This is a genomic window from Allobosea sp. ASV33 (genome assembly GCF_016428755.1).
Lineage (GTDB): Bacteria > Pseudomonadota > Alphaproteobacteria > Rhizobiales > Beijerinckiaceae > Allobosea.
This window is the reverse complement of the sequence record NZ_JAELTI010000002.1, coordinates 52,786-75,758: the sequence shown is the minus strand read 5'-3', so window position 1 is coordinate 75,758 and position 22,973 is coordinate 52,786. Positions and strand designations below refer to the sequence as shown.

Annotated in this window: 21 protein-coding genes and 1 riboswitch; of the genes, 11 read left to right on the top strand and 10 right to left on the bottom strand. The window is 64.9% G+C overall.

Annotated features, from left to right (window positions below):
• Nucleotide 1: 1 nt before the first annotated feature.
• The 4 genes from JHD80_RS01035 to JHD80_RS01020 all read left to right on the top strand — a co-directional run bounded on the left by JHD80_RS01035 (nt 2) and on the right by JHD80_RS01020 (nt 6,519).
• A complete protein-coding gene (locus tag JHD80_RS01035; protein ID WP_199084509.1) occupies nt 2–1,423 on the top strand; it encodes a short-chain fatty acyl-CoA regulator family protein in 1,422 nt (473 codons plus the stop codon).
• Between the two features lie 73 nt (nt 1,424–1,496).
• Nucleotides 1,497–2,036, top strand: a complete 540-nt coding sequence (locus JHD80_RS01030) for a hypothetical protein (protein WP_199084508.1) — start codon at nt 1,497–1,499, stop codon at nt 2,034–2,036.
• Between the two features lie 38 nt (nt 2,037–2,074).
• Nucleotides 2,075–2,275: riboswitch (cobalamin riboswitch) on the top strand.
• Between the two features lie 111 nt (nt 2,276–2,386).
• Complete coding sequence (locus tag JHD80_RS01025) at nt 2,387–5,302, top strand: ribonucleoside-diphosphate reductase subunit alpha (protein ID WP_199084507.1); 2,916 nt, start codon at nt 2,387–2,389, stop codon at nt 5,300–5,302.
• 89 nt (nt 5,303–5,391) lie between these two features.
• On the top strand, nt 5,392–6,519 hold the full coding sequence (locus JHD80_RS01020; protein WP_199084506.1) for a ribonucleotide-diphosphate reductase subunit beta: 1,128 nt from the start codon (nt 5,392–5,394) through the stop codon (nt 6,517–6,519).
• A 244-nt stretch (nt 6,520–6,763) separates the two neighbouring features.
• Here JHD80_RS01020 and JHD80_RS01015 read toward each other — a convergent pair whose 3' ends face one another.
• A complete protein-coding gene (locus JHD80_RS01015; protein WP_199084505.1) occupies nt 6,764–7,063 on the bottom strand; it encodes a hypothetical protein in 300 nt (99 codons plus the stop codon).
• Nucleotides 7,064–7,231: 168 nt separating this feature from the next.
• Between JHD80_RS01015 and JHD80_RS01010 the strand changes: the two genes are divergently transcribed.
• The 7 genes from JHD80_RS01010 to JHD80_RS00980 all read left to right on the top strand — a co-directional run bounded on the left by JHD80_RS01010 (nt 7,232) and on the right by JHD80_RS00980 (nt 14,395).
• Nucleotides 7,232–8,005: a DJ-1/PfpI family protein gene (locus JHD80_RS01010; RefSeq protein WP_199084504.1), complete on the top strand. Its 774-nt coding sequence runs from the start codon at nt 7,232–7,234 to the stop codon at nt 8,003–8,005.
• 114 nt (nt 8,006–8,119) lie between these two features.
• Nucleotides 8,120–8,632 carry a YcnI family copper-binding membrane protein gene (locus tag JHD80_RS01005; protein WP_199084503.1) on the top strand — a complete coding sequence of 171 codons (513 nt, stop codon included), beginning with the start codon at nt 8,120–8,122 and terminating at the stop codon, nt 8,630–8,632.
• Nucleotides 8,633–8,679: 47 nt separating this feature from the next.
• Complete coding sequence (locus tag JHD80_RS01000; protein ID WP_199084502.1) at nt 8,680–10,269, top strand: copper resistance CopC/CopD family protein; 1,590 nt, start codon at nt 8,680–8,682, stop codon at nt 10,267–10,269.
• Between the two features lie 29 nt (nt 10,270–10,298).
• Nucleotides 10,299–11,414 (top strand): ABC transporter substrate-binding protein, encoded by a 1,116-nt coding sequence (locus tag JHD80_RS00995; protein WP_199084501.1) that lies wholly within the window; start codon nt 10,299–10,301, stop codon nt 11,412–11,414.
• 58 nt (nt 11,415–11,472) lie between these two features.
• Entirely contained in the window at nt 11,473–12,591 is a 1,119-nt protein-coding gene (locus tag JHD80_RS00990; RefSeq protein ID WP_199084500.1) for an ABC transporter substrate-binding protein, read from the top strand.
• A complete protein-coding gene (locus JHD80_RS00985; RefSeq protein WP_199084499.1) occupies nt 12,588–13,652 on the top strand; it encodes an iron chelate uptake ABC transporter family permease subunit in 1,065 nt (354 codons plus the stop codon). The genes JHD80_RS00990 and JHD80_RS00985 overlap by 4 nt, the downstream gene beginning before the upstream one ends.
• Nucleotides 13,649–14,395 carry an ATP-binding cassette domain-containing protein gene (locus JHD80_RS00980; protein ID WP_199084498.1) on the top strand — a complete coding sequence of 249 codons (747 nt, stop codon included), beginning with the start codon at nt 13,649–13,651 and terminating at the stop codon, nt 14,393–14,395. The genes JHD80_RS00985 and JHD80_RS00980 overlap by 4 nt, the downstream gene beginning before the upstream one ends.
• 9 nt (nt 14,396–14,404) lie before the next feature.
• Here JHD80_RS00980 and JHD80_RS00975 read toward each other — a convergent pair whose 3' ends face one another.
• The 9 genes from JHD80_RS00975 to JHD80_RS00935 all read right to left on the bottom strand — a co-directional run bounded on the left by JHD80_RS00975 (nt 14,405) and on the right by JHD80_RS00935 (nt 22,863).
• Nucleotides 14,405–15,427: an amino acid ABC transporter substrate-binding protein gene (locus tag JHD80_RS00975; protein ID WP_199084497.1), complete on the bottom strand. Its 1,023-nt coding sequence runs from the start codon at nt 15,425–15,427 to the stop codon at nt 14,405–14,407.
• A gap of 110 nt (nt 15,428–15,537) precedes the next feature.
• Nucleotides 15,538–16,722 carry a trans-sulfuration enzyme family protein gene (locus JHD80_RS00970; protein ID WP_199084496.1) on the bottom strand — a complete coding sequence of 395 codons (1,185 nt, stop codon included), beginning with the start codon at nt 16,720–16,722 and terminating at the stop codon, nt 15,538–15,540.
• Nucleotides 16,723–16,806: 84 nt separating this feature from the next.
• Nucleotides 16,807–17,967, bottom strand: coding sequence for an amidohydrolase (locus JHD80_RS00965; RefSeq protein WP_199084495.1), 1,161 nt, complete (start codon nt 17,965–17,967; stop codon nt 16,807–16,809).
• Between the two features lie 20 nt (nt 17,968–17,987).
• Nucleotides 17,988–18,647 carry an ectoine/hydroxyectoine ABC transporter permease subunit EhuD gene (gene ehuD / locus JHD80_RS00960; protein ID WP_199084494.1) on the bottom strand — a complete coding sequence of 220 codons (660 nt, stop codon included), beginning with the start codon at nt 18,645–18,647 and terminating at the stop codon, nt 17,988–17,990.
• The gene (locus tag JHD80_RS00955; RefSeq protein WP_199084493.1) at nt 18,637–19,296 is read right to left on the bottom strand and encodes an amino acid ABC transporter permease; all 660 of its coding nucleotides are present in this window, start codon (nt 19,294–19,296) and stop codon (nt 18,637–18,639) included. The genes ehuD and JHD80_RS00955 overlap by 11 nt, the downstream gene beginning before the upstream one ends.
• Nucleotides 19,297–19,313: 17 nt before the next feature.
• The gene (ehuB, locus tag JHD80_RS00950; protein ID WP_199084492.1) at nt 19,314–20,195 is read right to left on the bottom strand and encodes an ectoine/hydroxyectoine ABC transporter substrate-binding protein EhuB; all 882 of its coding nucleotides are present in this window, start codon (nt 20,193–20,195) and stop codon (nt 19,314–19,316) included.
• Nucleotides 20,196–20,227: 32 nt separating this feature from the next.
• Nucleotides 20,228–20,944 (bottom strand): amino acid ABC transporter ATP-binding protein, encoded by a 717-nt coding sequence (locus JHD80_RS00945; RefSeq protein WP_199084576.1) that lies wholly within the window; start codon nt 20,942–20,944, stop codon nt 20,228–20,230.
• Between the two features lie 207 nt (nt 20,945–21,151).
• Nucleotides 21,152–22,030: a LysR substrate-binding domain-containing protein gene (locus JHD80_RS00940; protein WP_199084491.1), complete on the bottom strand. Its 879-nt coding sequence runs from the start codon at nt 22,028–22,030 to the stop codon at nt 21,152–21,154.
• A 152-nt stretch (nt 22,031–22,182) separates the two neighbouring features.
• A complete protein-coding gene (locus tag JHD80_RS00935) occupies nt 22,183–22,863 on the bottom strand; it encodes a ZinT family metal-binding protein (protein WP_199084490.1) in 681 nt (226 codons plus the stop codon).
• Nucleotides 22,864–22,973: the final 110 nt, after the last annotated feature.

Genomic DNA, 22,973 nt, shown 5'->3' with positions numbered 1-22,973 from the left:
CATGAAGAAGGCTTTCATGGGCGTTCGCATCAAGCGACTGCGCGAGGAGCGCCGCCTGACTCAAGCCGCGCTTGCCTCGGCGCTCGGCCTATCGCTGAGCTATCTCAATCAGCTCGAGAACAACCAGCGGCCACTGACGGTACCGGTCCTGCTCAGGCTGAATGCCGCCTTCGGCGTCGATGTGCAGCTCTTCTCCGAGGATGACGAAGCGCGGCTCATCGGGGATCTGCGGGAGGCGCTGACCGATCCGGGCATCGGCGAGCAGATTGCCACGGCGGAGTTGCGCGAACTCGCCTCCAACATGCCCGCCGTCGGGCGGGCACTCGTTACGCTTCATCGGCGCTATCGCAGCGCGCTCGAACAATCCGCCGCGTTGGCGTTGCGGATGGGTGACGACCGTCAATCCACGCTGACCACGACGGTCTCGACGCCGTTCGAGGAGGTGCGGGACTTCTTCTATGAGCGGCATAACCATATCGATTTGCTCGATCAGGCGGCCGAGGCGATCGCGCGGGAGCTCGGGGCCGATGGAGCGGACGCTGAGGCGCCGCTGGTCGAACGCCTGCAAGCGAAGCATGCGACTCGGGTCGCCCATCTGAAACTCAACGGCGAGGACGACGGCCAGCGCCATTTCGATCCGGCGGAGGGCGTGCTCCGGCTGTCCTCCCATCTGGAGAAAGGGCAGCGCGCCTTCCAGATTGCGACCCAACTTGCCTTCCTGGAGCACAGGGAAGCGATCGACGATCTCGTCGCGACCGGCCGCTTCGGCAGCGATGACTCCCGCCGCCTGGCCCGCATCGGACTCGCCAACTATTTCGCCGGGGCGCTGATGCTGCCCTATCGGACCGTCCTGAAGGCCGCGGAAGCGTGTCGATACGATATCGAGCTTCTCGGCCAACGATTTGGCGTTGGATTCGAGACCATCTGCCATCGGCTCTCGACCTTGCAGCGGCCGGGTGCCCAGGGCGTGCCGTTCTTCTTCATCCGTGTCGATCGAGCCGGGAACATCTCGAAACGGCAATCGGCCACGGATTTCCATTTCTCCCGGGTCGGCGGAACTTGCCCGCTCTGGAACGTCTATGACGCCTTCGCCCAACCTGGTCGCGTGCTGACGCAGGTGGCGCGGATGCCCGATGATCGTACCTATCTCTGGGTGGCGCGCTCGGTTTCCCGAGGCAGAGGAAGCTATCACCAGCCCCGGAAGACCTTTGCGGTTGCCCTGGGCTGCGACCTGCGCCACGCGGGCCGCCTAGTCTATTCCGATGGCCTCGACTTGACGAACGGCGATGCTGCGACGCCAATCGGCGCCGGATGCAGGATTTGCGAACGCCCGGCCTGTCCCCAGCGCGCGTTTCCTCCGGTCGGACGGCCGCTGCATGTGGACGAACAGAGAAGCGCGTTTGCGCCGTACGCGGTGAAATAAAGCCTGGGCAGGCGTGATCGGACCGGGGGGAGCGCGGTCGAGCGGGCTGACGGGCGGAGACGATGGGTTCGGGATGAAGGCGCTCGATGAGCGGAGCCGATGCGCGACGCTGGAAGAATGCGACGATGGTTACCGCCTGACGAGCCGCATCCCCCGCGATGCGACGCTTGGCTCGCGAATGCGCGCAAAGGAACTCCGTCGGATCATCGGGCGGATGATCCGCCACGCGAAACCGCTGTCTCTCGTCGCCAACGAACATGAGGTTTCCGCAGTGTTCGATGGGAGCGAGCCGGAAGCGAACATAAAGCGCTTGTTGAGCGACCTGAACCGACGTGTGGACGAGTTTCGAAGGGAACGTCTGCACCCGCGGGTGGTCGATGAACTCCTTGAAATCTCTTCCCGGGAACGCCGGCGTTGGATCAAGGATGGTAGGCTGCCGATCTCGGGAAGTGCATCATTTCGCCGAGGAAAGCAGGATATTCACTTTCCTCTCCATCCACCTGACAGGATCGCACGCCTGGCGCAGGCTCCCGACATCATCGCCGAATGGCGGGAACGGGACCGCGTCGGGACTCGCGACATCGATCTCCGCTCTTCACAGGTATCCGGCTAGGGGGCTTACGACCGATTGACACTTGCAAGGCCTTGGCCACTAAATATAGGGGTCGATGGTCTCTCGAATCGCAAGATCGAGAGCTAAGAGGGAAGCCGGTGCGATACCGGCGCTGCCCCCGCAACTGTAAGCGGCGAGTTCTGGGCCCAGCAAAGTCACTGAAGCCGAAAGGCTTTGGGAAGACGGGACCAGAGCGCTGACCCGCGAGCCAGGAGACCTGCCGCGACCTAGTGAACGTCCTCGGGCGGGGTGTCCCGGTGGTGCGCTTGGCAGGTCGCGGCCTTGTGGTGTCGCGCGCCTTCTCGACGCAACCGCTCTGGCCTTTGCCCCCAACATTTGGGGTTGATGCCATGTCTCTTTCTCTTGAAGCCGAGCGGCCGGTTGCCGTTCCTCCGGCTGCCGATCTCGCGGTCACCAAGGCATCCGGCAGTGAACCCGGTTACCAGGTCATTCGCCGCAACGGTGCGGTCACGCCGTTCGATCCATCGAAGATATCCGTCGCGCTGACCAAGGCGTTCCTGGCGGTCGAGGGGTCAAATGCTGCCGCCTCGCGTCGAATCCATGAAGCCGTCGCGGAAATGACCGAGCAGGTCGTGGCGGGACTGACCCGCCGGGCCGCGAACGGCCGCACCTTCCACATCGAGGACGTGCAGGATCAGGTCGAGCTCGCGCTGATGCGCGGCGAGCACCACAAGGTCGCCCGTGCCTATGTGCTTTATCGCGAGGAGCGGGCGCGGGAGCGCGCCAAGGCGGTCGCCGAGACGAAGCCTTCCGCCGTTGCGGTGCCGTCGCTGCATATGAAGGTTGCCGACGGAACGCTCGTTCCGCTCGACGCCGCGCGCCTCGACAAGGTGGTGCGCGAGGCCTGCGCCGATCTCGACGGTGTTTCGGCCGGGCCGATCCTGACCGAAACCCGCCGCAACCTCTATGACGGCATCTCCCTCGACGAACTGGCGCTGGCGCCGATCCTGGCGGCGCGGACGCTGATCGAGAGCGAGCCGAACTATGCCAAGGTCTCGGCCCGCCTGCTGCTCGACAAGCTCCGTCGCGAGGCGCTGAGCTTCGTCCACGGCCATGCCGAGCAGGCGTCGCAGGAAGAGATGGCCGCCGGCTATGGCGAGTATTTCTCGGCCTACCTCAAGACCGGCATCGAGAACGAGCTGATCGACCCCGAGCTCGGCCGCTTCGACATCGCCCGCATCTCGGCGGCGCTGAAGCCGGAGCGCGATCTGCAATTCGACTATCTCGGCTTCCAGACGCTCTACGACCGCTATTTCCTGCATGTTCGCGGCAATCGTTTCGAGTTGCCGCAGGCCTTCTTCATGCGCGTCGCCATGGGGCTGGCGCTGCGAGAGATCGACCGGGAGGCGCGGGCGATCGAGTTCTACGACCTGCTGTCGTCCTTCGACTTCATGGCCTCGACGCCGACCCTGTTCAATTCGGGAACGCTGCGGCCGCAGCTCTCTTCCTGCTTCCTGACCACGGTCGCCGACGATCTCGACGGCATCTTCAAGGCGGTGAAGGACAATGCGCTGCTGGCCAAATATTCCGGCGGCCTCGGAAATGACTGGACGCCGGTGCGGGGCCTTGGCGCTCACATCAAGGGCACGAACGGCGAGAGCCAGGGCGTCGTGCCGTTCCTGAAGGTCGCCAACGACACGGCCATCGCGGTCAACCAGGGCGGCAAGCGCAAGGGCGCGGTCTGCGCCTATCTCGAGACCTGGCATGTCGATATCGAGGAGTTCCTCGATCTCCGGAAGAACACCGGCGACGACCGCCGCCGCACCCATGACATGAACACGGCGAACTGGATTCCCGACCTGTTCATGCAGCGCGTCGAGGCCGGCGCCGACTGGACGCTGTTCTCGCCGGACGAGGTGCCGGACCTGCACGACCTCTATGGCAAGCCATTCAAGACGGCCTACGAGGCTTATGAGGCGAAGGTAGCCGCTGGCCAGATCAAGGTCTTCAAACGGGTGAAGGCGCTCGACCTCTGGCGGCGCATGCTGACCATGCTGTTCGAAACCGGCCATCCCTGGATCACCTTCAAGGACGCCTGCAATCTGCGCTCGCCGCAGCAGCATGCCGGCGTGGTGCATTCCTCGAACCTCTGCACTGAGATCACGCTCAACACCTCGGCCGACGAGGTCGCGGTCTGCAATCTCGGCTCGGTGAACCTCGCCGCGCATGTCACTGCGGAGGGGCTGGATCAGGCGCGGCTGGCCCGCACCGTGAAGACTGCGATGCGGATGCTCGACAACGTCGTCGACATCAATTTCTACACGATCCCCGAGGCACGCCGCTCGAACCTGCGCCATCGCCCGGTGGGCTTGGGGCTGATGGGTTTCCAGGACGCGCTCCAGACACTGCGTCTGCCGGCGGCCTCGGAAGGCGCCGTCGCCTTCGCCGATACGTCGATGGAGGTGATCAGCTTCCATGCGATCTCGGCCTCGGTCGATCTCGCCGCCGAGCGCGGGCGCTATCCGAGCTTCGAGGGTTCGCTCTGGTCGAAGGGTATCCTGCCGATCGACTCGCTCGACATCCTCTCGGAGGCCCGCGACGGCGATGTCGAGCTGGATCGCTCCTCGACACTGGACTGGGAGAGCCTGCGCGAGCGGGTGAAGACCACCGGCATGCGCAACTCGAACACGATGGCGATCGCGCCGACTGCGACGATCTCCAACATCGTCGGCGTCTCCCAGTCGATCGAGCCGTCCTACAGCCAGCTCTACGTCAAGGCGAACATGTCGGGCGACTTCACGGTGGTGAATGCCGGGCTCGTCCACGACCTGAAGGCGAGGGGGCTTTGGGACGAGGTGATGGTCTCTGACCTCAAATACTATGACGGCAAGGTCAGCGGGATCGACCGCGTCCCGGCCGATCTCAAGGCGCTCTACGCCACCTCCTTCGAGATCCCGACGGAATGGCTGATCAAGGCCGCCGCCCGCCGGCAGAAATGGATCGACCAGGGCCAGTCGCTGAACCTCTACATGGCGCAGCCCTCCGGCCGGAAGCTCGACGAGGCCTACCGCCTGGCATGGCGGCTGGGCCTGAAGACGACCTATTACCTGCGCGCGCTGTCGGCGACCCATGTCGAGAAGTCGACGCTGAAGGGCACCGACGGCAAGCTCAACGCCGTCTCGGCCACCGTGCCGGTCCCGGCCAAGGCGGCAGCGCCGATCATCGTCGATATCCCGCTGGAGAACGGCATGGCGGTCCCCAACGCCTGTTCGATCGATGATCCCACCTGCGAAGCCTGCCAGTAGCGGCTGCTTCGGCTCGAACTCTTCGCGATGACAGCGCCCCGGGTGGCCCCCGGGCGCCCGCGCCCTCAGATCAAGAACGGAATATCCTCATGCTCGACTGGTCCGACACCACGCCGGCGCCCCCGGCCAACCCCGCCATCCTGACCAACCCGGCACCCGCCGCCGACGCCACCGGCCTCGGCGAGATCGACCGCAAGGGCGGCCGCGTCAGCGTCGACGAGAAGCGGATGATCAACTGCCGTGCAGATGTGAACCAGCTTCTGCCGCTCAAGTACAAATGGGCCTGGGAGAAATACCTCTCCGGCTGCAACAACCACTGGATGCCTACCGAGGTCTCGATGCAGGCCGATATCGCGCTGTGGAAGTCGAAGGATGGCCTCAGCGAGGACGAGCGGCGCATGCTCAAGCGCAATCTCGGCTTCTTCGCGGCGTCCGAGAGCCTCGTCGCCAACAACATCGTGCTGGCGATCTACCGCCACCTCACCAACCCCGAATGCCGGCAGTATCTGCTGCGCCAGGCCTTCGAGGAGGCGATCCACACGCACACCTTCCAGTACATCGTCGAGAGCCTCGGGCTCGACGAGGGCGAGCTGTTCAACATGTATCGCGAGGTGCCCTCGATCACCGACAAGGCCGCCTGGGCGCTGAAGCATACGCAGAACATCGAGGACCCGGACTTCAAAACGGGAACGCCGGAAAACGACCAGGCGCTGCTGCGCGACCTGATCACCTTCTACGTGATCTTCGAGGGCATGTGGTTCTACACCGGCTTCGCGCAGATCCTGTCGCTCGGCCGGCGCAACAAGATGGTCGGCATCGCCGAGCAGTACCAGTACATCCTGCGCGACGAGTCGATCCATCTGAACTTCGGCATCGATGTGATCAACCAGATCAAGATCGAGAACCCGCATCTCTGGACCAAGGCCTTCCAGGACGAGGTCCGCGGCATGATCCACGATGCGGCCGAGCTGGAGGCGGCTTACGGCCGCGACACCATGCCGAGGGGCTTCCTCGGCCTGAACGCGGCACTCTGCGAGCAGTACATGCACTTCATCGCCAACCGCCGCTGCGGCCAGCTCGGGCTAACTCCCGTCTTCGCCGAAACCGAGAACCCGTTCCCCTGGATGAGCGAAGCGATGGACCTGAAGAAGGAGAAGAACTTCTTCGAGACCCGCGTTATCGAGTACCAGAATGGCGGCGCGCTGAACTGGGAGTGATCGTGGCTTCTGCCATGTCGTGAGCCCGCCCGGCCTTATGAACCGGGCCGGCCATCACACTTCGGCACAACTCCTGTCCCACGCCCGTTCGATTTTCATCGATAGGCGGCACTGAAGCGCCTCTGCCGTAGACCTTTCCTTGTCGCAGCAGTGGCGCTTTGTCGCTTTGCGTCCGACTGGTCGGGCGCTATGGATAGCGCACTGGAGGATCTGAGTGTCGAATTCCGTCGCATCGCGGGGTAGGTCATGGATCGCGGTTTTCGCGGCCTATCTGCTCGTGATTCAGGCGGTTTTCACAGGGCTGGCCGCGGGCGCTTATGCCAATGCGGTCACATTCGATCGCAGTCTCGCCCTGACGCATTGCGCGCCGAGCGGCGACGCTGTTCCTGGCGGTGATCACGACAAGTCGCAAGCCCATGCCGGGATGAGCTGTTGCACGGCCGCGTGCCAAGCATTGGCCTCTGGTGATCCAACCCAGCCAGAATTTGAGCTCCTGACGCAGCGGCCATCCGATCTCGTTGCGTTTATCCAACGGCTCGATCAACCCGTTGGCTATCTCTCAGACTATTCCCCGGGAAGTCCGCGCGCACCGCCAGCCCTGGCCTGAGCCGCCGTCTCGGACGAGTGTCCGCGACGGCTGTCTTCAGCCTGCCCGCGGTCGTCAGCAAGGTCATGGACCTGATCCGACGCCGTAGGGGCGCGGATCCTCACCATGAATCGCAGAGAAGTAACATCCGGCTTGGCGATAGCCGGACTCGCAGCAGTTGTTGATGCGAAGGCGCAAAGTCCGGCGCAGCCCGACGCCCCCAGCTTCGCGATGCTGGTCCACCCGAAGATAATCATGATCGATCTGGTCGGTCCGCTCAGCGTCTTCAATCTGACCGGCGGCAAGATCCATCTGGTCGGCAAGGACCGGACGCCGGTTCAGACCGAACTTGGCATTCCGGTGACGCCGACGACGACCTTCGCGGAATGTCCTCGCGACGTCGACGTCCTCTTTGTGCCCGGCGGGCTCGACGGCACGATCGCCATGCTCGACGACGGCGAGACGATTGCCTTCCTGCGCGAGATCGGAGGCAAGGCGCGCTACGTCACGGGCGTCTGTACCGGCACGCTGCTGCTCGGCGCCGCCGGCCTCCTTCAAGGCCGGAAGGCGACCGGGCACTGGTACATCCGCGACCTGCTACCGCTCTTCGGGGCGCTCCGCTCTGACGAGCGCGTGGTGACCGACGGCAACGTCGTCACCGGCGGCGGCGCCACCGCGGGGCTCGACTTCGGTTTTACGCTTGGAGCCCAGCTCCTCGGCGAAGAATGGGCGCGTCGAGCCCAGCTCGTCCTCGAATACGATCCGCAGCCGCCCTTTGACAGCGGATCGCCGGCCAAGGCCGGACCGGCACTGACGGATGACGTTCTACACCGCCGCGCTCGTGCTCTCGCCGCCGCGCGCGAAGCGGCCGAGCGCGCCGCCGCCAGGCTGAAGGGCTGACGGCATGAGACGTTGTTCGCTCCGTTCCACTTCCGGCTTTTCACCATTCGGCGGGCTGCGAGCCTGTCGCAAACCGGCCGTCACGATGGCCTTCGTCAACCGAGGACAAACACTATGAAATATCTTCTCGCCTTCGCCGGCTTGCTCGTCGCCGGACCCGCTCTCGCCCATATCACGCTCGAAACGGGTTCGGCTCCGGTCGGCTCGACCTACAAGGCGGTGCTGCGCGTACCCCACGGCTGCAAGGGAGCCGCGACGACGAAGGTTCGTGTCCAGATCCCCGAAGGCGTCATTGCGGTGAAGCCCATGCCGAAGCCTGGCTGGACCCTCGAAACCGTCAAGGGCAAGTACGACAAGTCCTACGACTACTACGGTACGCCGACCTCGGAGGGCGTGAAGGAGGTGGTCTGGAGCGGCGGCAAACTGCTCGACGAGCACTATGACGAGTTCGTCCTGCGGGGCTATCTCACCAAGGATCTCAAGGCCGATACCACGCTCTATGTGCCGGTCGTGCAGGAGTGCGAAGGCGGCGCGGTCGAACGCTGGATCGAGATTCCCGCCGCCGGGAAGGTCGCCGACGACTACAAGTTCCCCGCTCCCGGCGTGAAACTCACCCCCGCCAAGTGATCTGACGGCGGCGGGGCGCGTGCTGCGCTCCGCCGCGAGGACAAGCAATGCCCGCCTTCTTGCGCCGATACACCCTGGTGCTGCTCGCCCTGCTGGCCTGCCTCGGCATGCCCGCCTTGGCGCTAGCGCATGCGGCATTGAACAGCTCGGTGCCGGCCGATGGAAGTGTATTGGCGGCAGCGCCCGCGCCGATCGAGCTCGTGTTCAGCGAGCCGGTTTCTCCGCTGGCGCTACGGCTGATCGGGCCGAACGGCGCAAGCAGATCGCTCGATCGCTTCGAGCTGAAGGGAAGCACGGTCGTGATCGCCGTGCCGGCCGGGCTGACGACCGGCACCTACGCGCTGAGCTGGCGCGTTGTCTCGGAGGACGGACACCCCGTCGGCGGGACAGTGGTGTTCTCGATCGGCGCGCCAAGCAAAACGGCGCCCGAAACCGTGGAGCAGGTCGACACGAGCGTCCGGCTCACGGTCTGGCTCAGCCGGCTGGGATTGTATCTCGGATTATTCCTTGGCTGCGGCGCCGCTGCGAGCCGGGCCTGGGTCGGTCCACTGACCGGCGCAGGCCGACGCTTCGCTACCGTCATGACCTTGCTCGGCTTCGTCTGCCTGCCCGTCGCTCTGGGCGCGCAGGGGCTCGACGCGATGGGAGCGCAACTCGGCGCTGTCTTCCAACCGGCGGTCTGGAAGGCCGCGATGGCGACGAGCTATCTTTGGACGATCATCGGCGCGGCCTTGGCTCTGACCGTCTCTCTCATCGGAATTCGGATGCTTGAAGCCGCAGCAAGTGTGGCAGGGCCTCTCAGCGTCTTGCTAGCGGGAATTGCCCTCGCGAGCAGCGGCCATGCCAGCGCCGCTCATCCGCAATGGCTGATGCGCCCGGCTGTGTTGTTGCACGCGAGCGCGATCGCGCTTTGGGTCGGCGCTCTGCTGCCTCTGGCTCTGGCCCTCCCTACCGACAGGGGCCGAAACGCTCTGCTTCGTTTCTCGTCCGGCATCGCCGTCATCGTCGCCGTGCTGCTGCTCAGCGGCGTGGTCCTGGCCGTCGTGCAGGTCGAGACGCCGGCTGCGCTCCTCTCCACGGCCTATGGTCGCGTGCTCCTCGCCAAACTGGGCCTCGTCGCGATTGCCTTCCTGTTCGCTGCGATCAACCGCTGGCGGCTGACGCGGCGGGTCGAAGCAGGCGACAAACCCGCGGCCGGGATCATGGCGCGTGTCGTGGCCGTCGAGCTGACGGCGCTCGTCGCGGTCTTCGGCATTGCCGCGCTCTGGCGCTTCACGCCGCCGCCCCGCGCCATCATGGCGGCGCAATCGCAGCCGGCCTCCCTTCATATCCATACCTTGCAGGCGATGGCCGACGTCACCGTCTCGCCCGGCCGGGCAGGGCCAGTCTCCGTCGAGATCGTGCTGATGAACGGCGAGTTCGGCCCGCTGCCAGCGAAGGAGCTCAGCCTCAGCTTCAGCAATCCGGCAGCAGGCATCGAGTCGATCGAACGGCAAGCCAAGCTCGGCCCGGACGGGATCTGGCGCGTGGAGGACCTGACCTTGCCGGTTTCAGGGCGCTGGGAGGTCGAGCTCGCGATCCTGATCTCCGATTTCGAGATGCGGCGGATCAAGGACGTCGTCGTGATCCGCCCCTGAGCCTTGCCACTGCGAAAGAGTAGGAAACCATGAATAAACTCGCATCATTCGCGTTCAGCACCTTCGCCCTCGTCGCCTCGGCGGTCTCGGCGCTCGCCGCTCCGACCGAGATCTCCGATGCGCTCGGCCGCAAGGTCACGGTCGACCTTCCGGTCAAGCGCGTCGTCGTGAACTTCAATTTCGAGGAGTTCACCGCCGTTGGCGGCGTCGAGGCCTGGCAGAAGGTTGTCGGTATCTCGCGCGCGCCCTGGGAAGGCTGGCGGCCTCTGATCTTCAACCGCTACAAGGCTGTGATCCCCAATCTCGCGGCGATGCCGGATATCGGCTTCACCGAGGACAACAGCCTTAGCGCCGAGAAGATCATCGGGCTCAAGCCCGACGTGCTGCTGATGTCCGATTGGGGCTACAAGGCCGCCAGGACCCAGATGGAGCAGATCGAGGGCGCCGGCATTCCCGTCGTGGTGATCGACTACAATGCCCAGCTCCTGGAGCGGCATGTCGCATCGACGCGCGCGCTCGGCAAGATCACGGGACAGGAAGCGCGGGCGGAGGAACTGGCCACGCTCTACAAGACCCGTTTCGAGGACATTCTGGCCCGCGTCGCCAAGGCCAAGGCCGCCGGCGCCCCGACCAAGAAGGTCTATGTCGAGCTCGGCCAGGCCGGGGCCGACACGATCGGCAACACCTACAACAACACGATGTGGGGGGCGGTCATCACCCAGCTCGGCGCGGAAAACCTCGCGACCGGCCGGATCCCGGGGCCGTGGGGTCCCCTCAACGCCGAAGCCGTCATCGCCGCCAACCCGGACGTCATCCTGTTCGCCTCCTCGTCCTGGGTCGGCAAGCCGAAGGCGGTGCGCACCGGCTACGATGTCACGCCGGAAGAGACGCGCGCGAGCTTGAAGCCCTATGCCGAGCGTCCAGGCTGGGCCGATCTCAAGGCGGTGAAAGCGGGCGAGATTAGCGCCGTCGAGCACGGGCTCGGCCGCACGCTCTTCGACTTCACGGCCATCGAATACATCGCCAAGCGGCTCTATCCCGAGCAGTTCGCCGATGTCGATCCGGTCGCCGATCTCAAGGCCTATCACGAGAAGTATCTGCCGGTGGCCTTCAGCGGCACCTGGATGCTGCCGCTGAAGCCGTAATCCACGCTCTGGGCCGGGACTGATCCCAGCCCGCATTCTTCTCCGACCGGACCATTCCATGACGCGCAATCCGTTTCGGCCGACACGCCGCGCTGCCCTGGCCATGCCATTCGTTCTGGGTATGGCTGCGCAGGCGCGCGCCGCCATCACCATTACCGACGTGCTCGGCAGGCAGGTCTCCTTGCCGAAGCCGGCGGAGCGCGTCGTGCTCGCCTTCTATCTCGAAGAGTTCACCGCGATCGGAGGAGCTATCGGTTGGGATCGGGTTGTCGGCTTTCGCAAGCACCAATGGGCGGTCAACCGCGCCAAGACCTATGAGCGCTTCGTCCAGGCGATCCCGCGGCTCGACACGCTGCCGGATGTCGGACTGGGCGAGAACGAAGTTCTAGTGCCGGAGCGCGTGCTGGAGCTGAGGCCGGATCTCGTCGTCGTCCCGCCCTGGGCGATCCAGGGCTCCGGCGCCGTGACGGCGGCAATCGAGGCCGCCGGCATCCCGATCATCGTTGCCGACTACAACGCACAGACCGTCGACAAGCACGTCGCCAGCACGCTCGCCATCGGTCAGGCGATCGGCGCCAAGGGACGAGCCCGGGAGCTCGCCGATCTCTATCGCGACCGCATCGCCGATATCGGACGGCGCGCGCAGGCGCATCGCGGCCTGAAGCCCAAGGTCTATATCGAGATCGGTTGGCTCGGCCCCAACGAGTTCGGCTCGACCTACAAGAACACCATGTGGGGCCGGATGCTCGATTCGATCGGCGCCGATAACATCGCCAACGAGGCGGTCGCCCAGGCGGCGGGCTTCGTTCCGATCGCGCCCGAAAAGGTGCTGGCCGCCCGGCCCGAGCACATCTTCATCACCGGCTCGTCCTGGGCGAACCGGCCGCATGCGGTGCGCCTCGGCTACGACGTCGATCTCGACACGGCTCGCCAGACGCTGCGGCCGTATCTCTCGCGCCCGGGCTGGAGCGAACTGCCGGCGGTCAAGGCGGGAAATGTCTGCACCGTCGAGCATTCGCTGATCCGCTCGCTCACGGACTGGATCTCGTTGCAATACATCGCCAAGCAGCTCTATCCCGAGCAGTTCGCCGATATCGACCCGGTCAATTCGCTCAAGGAGTTCCACGAGCGCTACTTGCCCGTCGGGTTCACCGGGACCTGGATGGCGAAGCTGTGAACGCTACCGGGAACCAGGGCGCAGGAGCGGCCAGCGTCGAGGCGCTCTATGCTCGCCTCGCCTTGCGGCGACGCGTGGTGCTGCTGTCTGGCCTCGCAGCCATCGCCATCAGCCTTGTGCTCGATGTTGCGACGGGGCCGGCGCTGCTTCCTATCGGCGCCGTAGCCAAATCCGTCTTCGGGCTGGCGCAGGACCGGACGATCGATGCGATCGTCTGGGCGATCCGCCTGCCGATCGCCTTCGTCGCACTGGCGGTCGGGGCTGCGCTCGGCCTCTCCGGCGGCATCATGCAGACCATCCTCAACAACCCGCTGGCGTCGAGCTATACGCTGGGCGTCTCGGCTGGGGCGGGCTTCGGCGCCGCACTGGTCATCGTGCTCGGCGTCGCCATTCCGCTGCCGGAGGCCTGGGCGATCCCGACCATGGCATTCCTCTTCGCAGCGCTCGCCTGCGGCGGTGTCTATGCCATCGGCAGCCTGCGCGGATCCTCCCCGGAGATGCTGGTTCTCGGGGGCATCGCGCTGCTCTTCCTGTTCCAGGCGCTGCTCGCATTGCTGCAATTCGTTGCATCGCCCGAAGCGCTCCAGCAGATCGTGTTCTGGCTGTTCGGCTCCCTCCAGAAGGCAAGCTGGTCGAAGCTCTGGATCATCGTCGCCGTGCTCGCAGTGGCGCTGCCGCTGCTGCTCCTCGATGCCTGGCGATTGACGGCGTTGAAGCTCGGCGACGAGCGGGCGCGCGGGCTTGGCGTCGATGTTTCCCGCCTGCGGATACGGTCTTTCGCCATCATCTCGGCCTTGACCGGCGTCGCCGTCGCCTTCGTCGGCACGATCGGCTTCGTCGGGCTCGTCGCGCCGCATATCGCGCGCATGCTGGTCGGCGAGGACCAGCGCGGCCTGCTGCCGGCCTCGGCGCTGTTCGGGGCGCTCTTGCTGTCGCTCTCCTCCATCGCGAGCAAGACGGTGCTGCCCGGCGCGATCGTGCCGATCGGGATCGTCACCTCCCTGATCGGCGTGCCCTTCTTCGTCTGGCTCGTCATCCGCAGCCGGAGGGCGTTCTGGTGAAAGTCCGGATCGAAAGCCTATCCGTCCGCTACGGTGCGACGACGGCGCTGGCGGGCCTCGACCTCACGGCCGAACCCGCCGAAGTCCTGGCCGTCATCGGCCCGAACGGCTCGGGCAAGTCATCGCTCATCAAGGCCGTCGCGGGATTGGTGCCGCAACAAGGCCGCATCGTCTTCGAAGCAGAGGGCGGAGCGGAACGGCGCATCGGCTACATGCCGCAGGATATCTCCAGCCGTGCGGCGTTGACCGTTCTGGAAGCGGTCCTGCTGGGGCGCCTGGGTCGGCTCGGCTTGCGCGTGAAGCCGGAAGACCTCGCCATGGCGCAAGGCGTGCTCGACGAACTCGATCTAGGGTCGCTCGCCGGGCGCTACCTGGGCGAGCTCAGCGGCGGTCAACGGCAGTTGGTTTTTCTCGCCCAAGCGCTTGCATCCGAGCCCAATCTGCTCCTGCTCGACGAGCCGATAAGCGCGCTCGACATCCGCCACCAACTGGAAGTGATGCAGATCGTTCGTCGGCTGACGCACGGGCGCCGGCTGACAACAATCGTCATCCTCCACGACCTCAACATCGCCGCCCGCTTCGCCGATCGCATCGCGGTGATGGGGCGGGGGCGGCTGGTCTGTCACGGCGCGCCCAAGGCGGTGATCGAGCCAGCCATGGTCGCCGAGGTCTTCGGCGTCGAGGCCGCGATGTCCTCGGGGCCGGACGGGGCGTTGATCGTCACTCCGCTCAGGGCGGTGTGACGACGTGTTTCACCGGAACGGCGGGGAGTATTGCAGTCCGCCCTCGGTCCAAAGCGCGTTTGGGCCGCGCTGGAGCTTCATCGGCGAATTCATGCCGAGATTGCGCTCGAAGCTCTCGCCGTAATTGCCGACTGCGGCGATGATCCGCACCGTCCAGTCATTGGTGACGCCAAGCCCTTCGCCGAATTTCCCATCCTTGCCCAGGAAGCGGCGGATCTCCGGATTCGTCGAGCTTTCCGCCAGTTCCTTGACATTGGCCTTGGTCACGCCGAGCTCCTCGGCATTGATCAGCGCGAACAGGGTCCAGCGCACGAGGTTGAACCAGGTATCGTCGCCGCTGCGCACCCAGGGACCGAGCGGCTCCTTCGAGATAACCTCGGGCAGCACCACGTGGTCGCCCGGATCCCTGAACTTCAGCAGATTGGCCGATAGGGCCGAAACGTCCGTGGTGTAGGCATCGCAACGTCCGGACTCGTAGGCCTTCAGAGCATCTTCGGCCGTTCCGAAGGCCGCAACCTCGTATTTCATCTTCGTCCGACGGAAGTAATCGGCGAGATTGAGTTCGCTGGTTGTGCCCTGAGCGACGCAGATCGAAGCGCCGTCGAGCTTGCTCGCGCTGGTCACGCCAAGTTTCTTAGGCACCATGAAGCCCTGGCCGTCGTAATAGTTCACACCTGTAAAGTTGACGCCTTGGCCCGTGGTTCGCGCCAGCGTCCAGGTGGTCGTGCGGGGCAGAACGTCGACCTCGCCGGCCTGTAGCGCGATCAGGCGGTCCTTCGAGGTCAGCGGGACGAAGGAGGCCTTCTCCGTGTCGTTGAAGATCACGACCGCCAGAGCGCGGCAGATATCGATGTCGAAGCCCTGCCAGCGGCCATTGGCGTCCTGGGTCGAGAACCCGGCGACGCCGGTGCTGGTGCCGCAGATGATCTTGCCGCGATCGCGGATCGTCTTGAGCGTGTCCGCTGCGGCGGGCTGCGCCAGGAGGCAGGCTGCTGCGAGGGCCGCACCCAGCCCGGAGGTAAGCATCTTCATCGTATTTCCCCTTCCTTTTTGTGTTTGAAACGCCGGCTTCAGGCAAAGGCCTCCCCTCACGGCGCGAGCCTCGCGTCGTGTCGTCATCGCAGGATCGATGCTTCTTCCTGTCAGGCAGCCTTGGTCGCGGTGGCCTGACCGAGCACGGACAACAGCCGGCTCAGATCGGCCCAGAGCTCGCCGGGCTCTTCGAGGCCGATGCTGATGCGCAGCAGCGGGCCTTTGGCGGCCCAGGCCGTCGCCGTCCGATCCTGCGCGACCGCTTGCGGCGCGACGAGGCTGCGCGTGCCGCCCCAGGAGGCGCCGATCGCGAAGATGCGCAACGCGCTCAGTGCCGCGCTCATCGTCTCGTCGTCGACCGGCTTCAGCACGAGGCTGAACAGGCCCGAGGAGCGTCCCATGTCGCGCTGCCAGATCGCGTGGCCCGGGCAGGACGGCAGGGCCGGATGCAGGACGCGCTCGACCATGGGGTGATCGACGAGGCGGCGGGCGAAATCCTCGGAAACCCCGCCCATATGGGCGACGCGCAAGCCCATCGTCTCGATTCCGCGCAAGGCAAGCTGGCATTCGTCCGGCGAGACGCCGACGCCGAAGCCGCGCAAGGTCTCCTTCAGTTTCTGGCGCAATGCCATGTCCCTGACGGTGATGGAGCCGAGCAGCAGGTCGGAATGGCCGCCGACATATTTGGTCAGCGCCTCGCAGGCGAAATCGGCACCGTGCTCCAGCGGCTTGAAGATCAGCGGCGTCGCCCAGGTATTGTCGCAGCCGACGAGCGCACCCTTGGCCTTGGCGGCGGCCGCGATGGCGGGCACATCCTGCACCTCCATCGTGTTCGAGCCGGGCGACTCGACCCAGACCAGCTTGACCGTCTCGTCGATGAGATCGGCGATGCCGGCGCCGATCAGCGGGTCGTAGACGCCATAGGCGATGCCGCGCGGCGCCAGGTATTCGGCGCAGAAGCTGCGCACCGGCGGGTAGACGTGATCGGGGATCAGCACCTTGTCGCCGGGCATCAGCACCGACAGCATGACGATGGTGACCGCCGCCTGCCCGGACGGCACCAGCACGGTGCGGATGCCATCGTGCAACTGGGTCAGTTGCGCTTCCAGCGCCCGGGTCGTCGGGGTGCCGTGCAGCCCATAGGTATAGCCGTCGAAGCCGCGATATTTGCGCGCCATGAAGCTCGCGCCATCGGGATAGACGATAGTCGAGGCGCGGTGCGTCGGCACGGCGAGCGAGGCATAGCCCTCCTCATTGACGGCCGGGTGGTGAACGCAAAGTGTCAGGTCATGCATGGTCGGGTTCCCTTGTCGGGTCGATATTCAAAGCTTTGAAATCAGGGAGCAATCTGTCGTCTGGCATCGGATGATGCCGGGATGTTATGGATTGGGGCCGTCGTCCCGCAGCGCGCGCTTGGCGACCTCGTGCATCCAGTCGATTGCCACGGGCAGGATCGCGTCGTTGAAGTCGTAGCGGGCGTTGTGAAGCTCGCCCTCGGGGCCGGCCGGGCCGTTGCCGATCCAGATATAGGCGCCGAGCTTGTCCTTCATCAGGAAGGAAAAGTCGTCGCCTGTGGTGCTGGGGCGCAGGTCGGTTCGCACCTTGGCGCCGATCGCCTCGCCGGCAGCCGCCGCGAGCTTTGCCTCTGCGGGGGTGTTGATGATGGGTCGTCCGGTCGAGAGGATCTCGACATCGGCGCGCATGCCATAGGCTTCGCATGTGCCGGCGATCAGGCTCTCCATCCGCTTGATGACGGCCTCGCGGACCTCCTGTCGATAGGTGCGTAGCGTACCGACCAGGGTGACGCTCTCCGGGATCTGATTGCTGACCACGCCGCCCTGGATCTGGCCGATCGAGAGCACGACGGCATCGCAAGGGTCGACATTGCGCGAGATGATGGTGTGGAGGCCCATGATCAGATGGGCCGAGGCCAGGATCGGATCGCGCGTCTGGTGCGGGATCGCGGCATGGCCGGCAAGCCCGTGCAGAGTGACTTGCCAGCGACCGCCCGCCGCCATGACCGGCCCGTCGTGGACCGCCACGGTTCCGACTTCGAGACCAGGCCAATTATGGAAGGCAAAGATGCGCTCCATCGGGAAGCGCTCGAACAGCCCGTCGGCGATCATCGCCTTGGCGCCGGCCCCATTCTCCTCGGCCGGCTGGAAGATGAACTGGATGGTGCCTGTCCAGTCGGGATCGGCGGCGAGCATCGCGGCCGCGCCGAGCAGAGCGACCGAGTGGCCGTCATGGCCGCAGGCATGCATGACGCCGGCGGTCTGCGAGGCATAGGACACGTCATTGCGTTCTGCGATCGGCAGGGCGTCGATATCGCCACGCAGGCCGACCGAGCGGTTTGAGCCAGGCCGCGAGAGCGTCGCGACGATGCCGGCGCCGCCGATGCCAGCCTCGAAAGGAATGCCGAGTTCGCGCAACCGTTCCTGGAGGAAGGCCGAGGTCTTTGTCTCCTTCTCGGAGAGCTCGGGATGAGCGTGAAGATGGCGGCGCCATTCGGTTAGACGCGGGAGGAGCTTCGTATCCATGGTCAGTCCGTTCGTGGAATTCAGCGCTTTGCGGAGAGCAGCAGATGCTCTTCCAGCCGCCTGACGAGCCAGGCGAGCACAAGGGCGATGGCGAGGAAGATCACGCCGACAACAACCATCGGCTCGGTGTAGCGGAAGGTGTCGGACGAGATGTCGAGCGCCGCGCCGAAGGCTTCGTAGACGGCGATGGCGGCGAGATAGGGCGTCGATTTGAAGATGCCGATGAAGTAGTTGCCCATCGGCGCGGCGATATTGCGTAGCATCTGTGGCGCGATCACCAGAACGACGGTCTGCAAGCGCTTCAGGCCGAGCGCGCGCGCGGCTTCGAACTGGCCGGGCTTCACGCCGTCGATGCCAGCCTTGAAGACTTCGGCCAGATAGCCGCTGTAGTAGAGGCTGATCGCGATGACTCCGATCGCGATGGCTGGCAGCTTGATGCCGTAGGACGGCAGCACGAAGTAGAAGAAATAGAGCTGGACCAGGAGCGGCGTCGAGCGGATGAAATCGATCAGGAAGCGCATCGCATAGCGCATCAACCGGTTGCTGCGCCGCGCGATCTCCAGCGTGAAGCCGAGTAGCGAGGCGCCGACGCAACTCAACAGCGCGACCAGGATCGAGGTCCAGAGGGCGCCGACGATCTTCGGCACGATGGAGAGGGCGAAGCTCGCATCAAACAGCATGGTCGAGCTTCCGTCCCGCGCCGACCTTGCGCTCGACCCAGCGGCCGACGATCGTCGCGGGGTAGCAGAGGATGAAATAGGCGACGAGCAGCGCGAAATAGATCTTCGGCGGATCGTAGACGAGCTGGGAGATCTCCTTGGCCCGGAAGGTCATGTCCGTCAGCGTCACCAGCGAGACCAGCGCCGTGCCCTTCACGAGCTGGATGAACTGATTGATGAAGGTCGGGACCATCGCGAGCAGCGCCTGCGGCAATTCGATCAGCATCAGGATCTGCCAGCCGCGCAATCCGAGCGACCGCCCGGCCTCGCTCTGGCCCTTGTCAAGCGATTGCAAGGCGCCGCGCACCGCCTGGCTGCCATAGGCGCCGATATGCAGGCCGAGCACCATCGAGCCGACAGTGATGCCGGACAGTCGCAGGCCGAAGGACGGCAGGGTGTAATAGAAGCCGTAAAGCAGGATAACGACGGAGGTGCTCCGCCAGAACTCGATCAGCGTGGTGATCGCGCCATAGGCGAGGCCACGCCAGCAATGCTGGGCGATACCGGCGGCGAAGGCGAAGGGCACGGCATAGAGCATGCCGAGCGCCGTCACCGCCAGCGTGACGTTCAGCCCCTGGAAAATGCCTGAGAGGACGTCGAGAAAGCTCATGATGCTCGCCGCGCCGCTCAGCCGTTGCCGGCGCAGATCTGCGCAGTGGTGATGGCACCAGCATCCTCATCGGTCGTGAAGTTGTACTTCCCCATGATCGGCTTGAGGCCGCCGCTGGCCCGCAGCTTGGCTAGCTCGGCATTGTAGGCGTCGCGCAGCTTGGCACTGCTCTTGGGGAAGACCGTGCCAGTGTAGAGCTTGGCTGGCTGGCCATTCGCCTTGATCAGCCCCTTGAACGGCACGGCGCGCTCGATGCCTTCGACCTTCTGCTCGTCGATGACGCCAATGGCGCTGGGCACCGAGAGAGTCGTGACATCGGCCCGGTCGGCCAGGATGGCGCTGACGGCGGCCTCGTTGTTGGGGAAGAGCGCGATCTGCGATTCCGGCACGCCCGCAGCGATGGCGTTCTTGGTGTTCTCCGAGCCGCGGCCGCCGGCGAGGCGCACCTTCGGATTTTTCGCGATGTCCTCGTAGGAATGCAGGTTCAGCGGATTGCCGGTCTTGACGAGCAGGCTGTCGCCGACGGCCACGTCCGGCTCGCTGAACAGCACCTGCTCGCAGCGCGGCGGCGTGATCGCGACGCCGGACGCGATGATGTCGAAACGGCCGGCGAGCAGACCCGGGATCATCGCGCCGAAATCCGAGACGACAAACTCGAAATCCTTCACCCCGAGCGGAGCGAAGACGGCGCGGATCACGTCCGGATGGATGCCGACGACCTTGTTGTCCTTGTCGCGATAGGCCCAGGGCGTGCGGTTGTGGATGCCGACGACGAGCTTCTTTCCGGCCCATTCGGATTGAGCCTGGGCTTGGGACGAACCCGGGCCGCTGAAGGCCGCGAGCACCGTGACGGCGCCGGCGAGGAGGAGGGGAAGGCGGCGACGCGAGATGGCAGTCATGACGATCTCCGATCCGGAAAGGTTGGATCTGCTCAGTGCAGGATCTGGCTCAGGAAGAGCTTGGTGCGCTCGTGCTGCGGGTTCTTGAAGAACGCATCGGGGGTGTTCATCTCGACGATCTGGCCGGCATCCATGAAGATGACGCGGTCGGCGACCTGGCGGGCGAAGCCCATCTCGTGGGTGACGCAGAGCATGGTCATGCCCTCCTCGGCCAGCGAGACCATGGTGTCGAGCACCTCCTTGACCATTTCTGGATCGAGCGCCGAGGTCGGCTCGTCGAACAGCATGATTTTCGGGCTCATGCAGAGCGAGCGGGCGATCGCGACGCGCTGCTGCTGGCCGCCGGAGAGCTGGCCCGGATACTTCGCCGCCTGCTCCGGGATCTTGACGCGCTTGAGATAGTGCATCGCGATCTCCTCGGCGTCCTTCTTGGGCATCTTGCGCACCCAGATCGGCGCCAGCGTCAGGTTCTCGAGGATCGTCAGATGCGGGAACAGGTTGAAGTGCTGGAAGACCATGCCCACGTCGCGGCGGATCTCGTCGATCTTCTTGAGATCGTTGGTCAGCTCCGTCCCGTCGACGATGATCTGGCCCTTCTGGTGCTCCTCGAGCCGGTTGATGCAGCGGATCATCGTCGACTTGCCCGAGCCGGACGGGCCGCAGATGACCAGCTTCTCGCCGCGCTGAACCTTGAGGTTGATGTCCCGCAACACGTGGAACTCGCCGTACCACTTGTTCACGCCGATCATCTCGACCGCGGTGGCAGTGTTCAACGAGGTCTGCTTCAGCCCCGCAGGGCGTGCGTCATCGCTCGCGGGCCTTGCGGCCTGCTGCATGGTAGAACTCATCGATACCCCTCGAAATCGCGTCTCTGGCGCGTTTCCAGGGAGGATAACGGGGAAGAGGAGCCGTGCAATGCGAGCTAGGGCATAGCTCGATGCTCGGTTGTTATGATCTCAGCGCGCTTCCATGAGGCAGCCGATGAAGTCGCGCACGAGCTCGGATTTGGGCCTGTCCGGCGGCAGGATCAGAAAGCTGCGGCTCTGCACCGGCGGTTCGAACGGACGCAGCACGACCTGGCTCTGGTCATGACCGGCAATTGCATACGGACTGATCAACCCGGCGCCGACGCCTTGCGCGACCAGCGCACAGACGGTCGCGGCATAGATCGTTTCGACCACCACGCGGGGCGGCGCCGCCCCGGCTTCCGACATGATCATGTCGAAGCGCTGGCGGGCGCGATCCTCCGGTACGTAGGCGACGAAATCGACGCCCGACAGGTCATGCGGGCCGATCGTCTCGAGCTGGGCCAAGGGATGGCCGAGCGGGATGGCGCAGAGCGCGCGGGGCTGAACGAAGACCTGATGGACCACCCCGGTGACATCGATCTCGTCGGCGGCCAGGCCGACATCGTAGATGCCGGACGCGACACCGTCGCGCACGTCCCGGGAGGGCAGGACCATCAGAGTGACGGTCGCGTCGGGACGCAGATTCCGGAAGCGCAACACGGCGCTCGGGATGATCGAGGAGCTTAGTGCCGAGAGCGTCGCGACCCGGAGCTGACCGGCTCCGTAGTCGCGGATGCGGGCAGCGCTGGCGCGCAGCCGATCCATGCCGCGGAAATTGGCCTCGACCTCGGCGAAGAAGGTTCGTCCTTCGGGGGTTGGCACGATACGATTGCGCACCCGGTCGAACAGGGCGAAGCCCAGCGACCTTTCGAGCTCCGCAATCAGCCGGCTGACCCCGGGTTGGGTGACCCCGAGGATTTCGGCTGCCCGCGAAACGGTTCCCGCTTTCATGACGGCGGCAAAGACTTCGATCTGACGACTGTTCAAGTTCGGTCCGCTCGGTGAGTCCAATTCGTCTCAATGCTAATGCATGTTCCCACTGAGCGAACGCCCTCCGTTTCCTTCGATCGATCTCGGCGCACGGTTGCCGCACTCAGCATCAATAGGTTCGGACGAAGCGCGTATCGAGCCCTGGCTCGTCAATGAGTCAGCATTTCCTTGACGATCTGCTTTCCCGTCAGCTCCGATGGATAATAGGTCGGCCAGTTCGTGACCTCCTTCAACAGCGCCGCCCGGTCGTTCCCCCAGTAGAGATGATAATGGTCGGCGATTTCAGGCGCGATGTTGTGATCACTGAACTGGATGAATTTCGGAGCCGCTTCGTCGCCATCCGTCTTCCTGAAAATGAAGCGGACACCGCGGTTGCCCTTGGCGTAGGTGAGGATTTCGTGGCCGTCCGTGACGTAGTTGGCCTTCGCAGACTGCTTTCCGCGGAAGAACGTCACGCTGGGGCCCGCGATGACGATGCGGTCGACATCGGTTTTGTAGCCCACGTCGTAATAGGCACGATATTCGGCAGTGCTCTTGCCACCGTGCTTCGCCTTGTCGGCCATTACCGGATCCAGCGTGCCGTCAAGCAGATAGGGATAGACGGACTGCCACTCGCCGTCCCAATCGTCAAGCGTGCGCGGCTTGACCTGGTCGTCCTTGAAATAGCCGTTGTAGATCTCGCTGTTCGCGCCGTGGGAATGGCCGTGCGCATGGTCGTGTCCCTTGGTCGATTTCGACTGGGCAGGTCCCGTGGCGATGATGTTGCCTGCCAGAAAAAGAGCGCAGAACAAAGAGAGCGCCCGGGCGGATCTTGCGATTGTCGTGTGCATGCGTTGGTCCTTGCCGATGGCAGGTTGGGTGATGTGAAGGGTTGGCTCATCCGGGATGGCGACGACGTCCGTCAGTGGCTCGCCCGGTCTTTGGAATGCTGATATCGGCG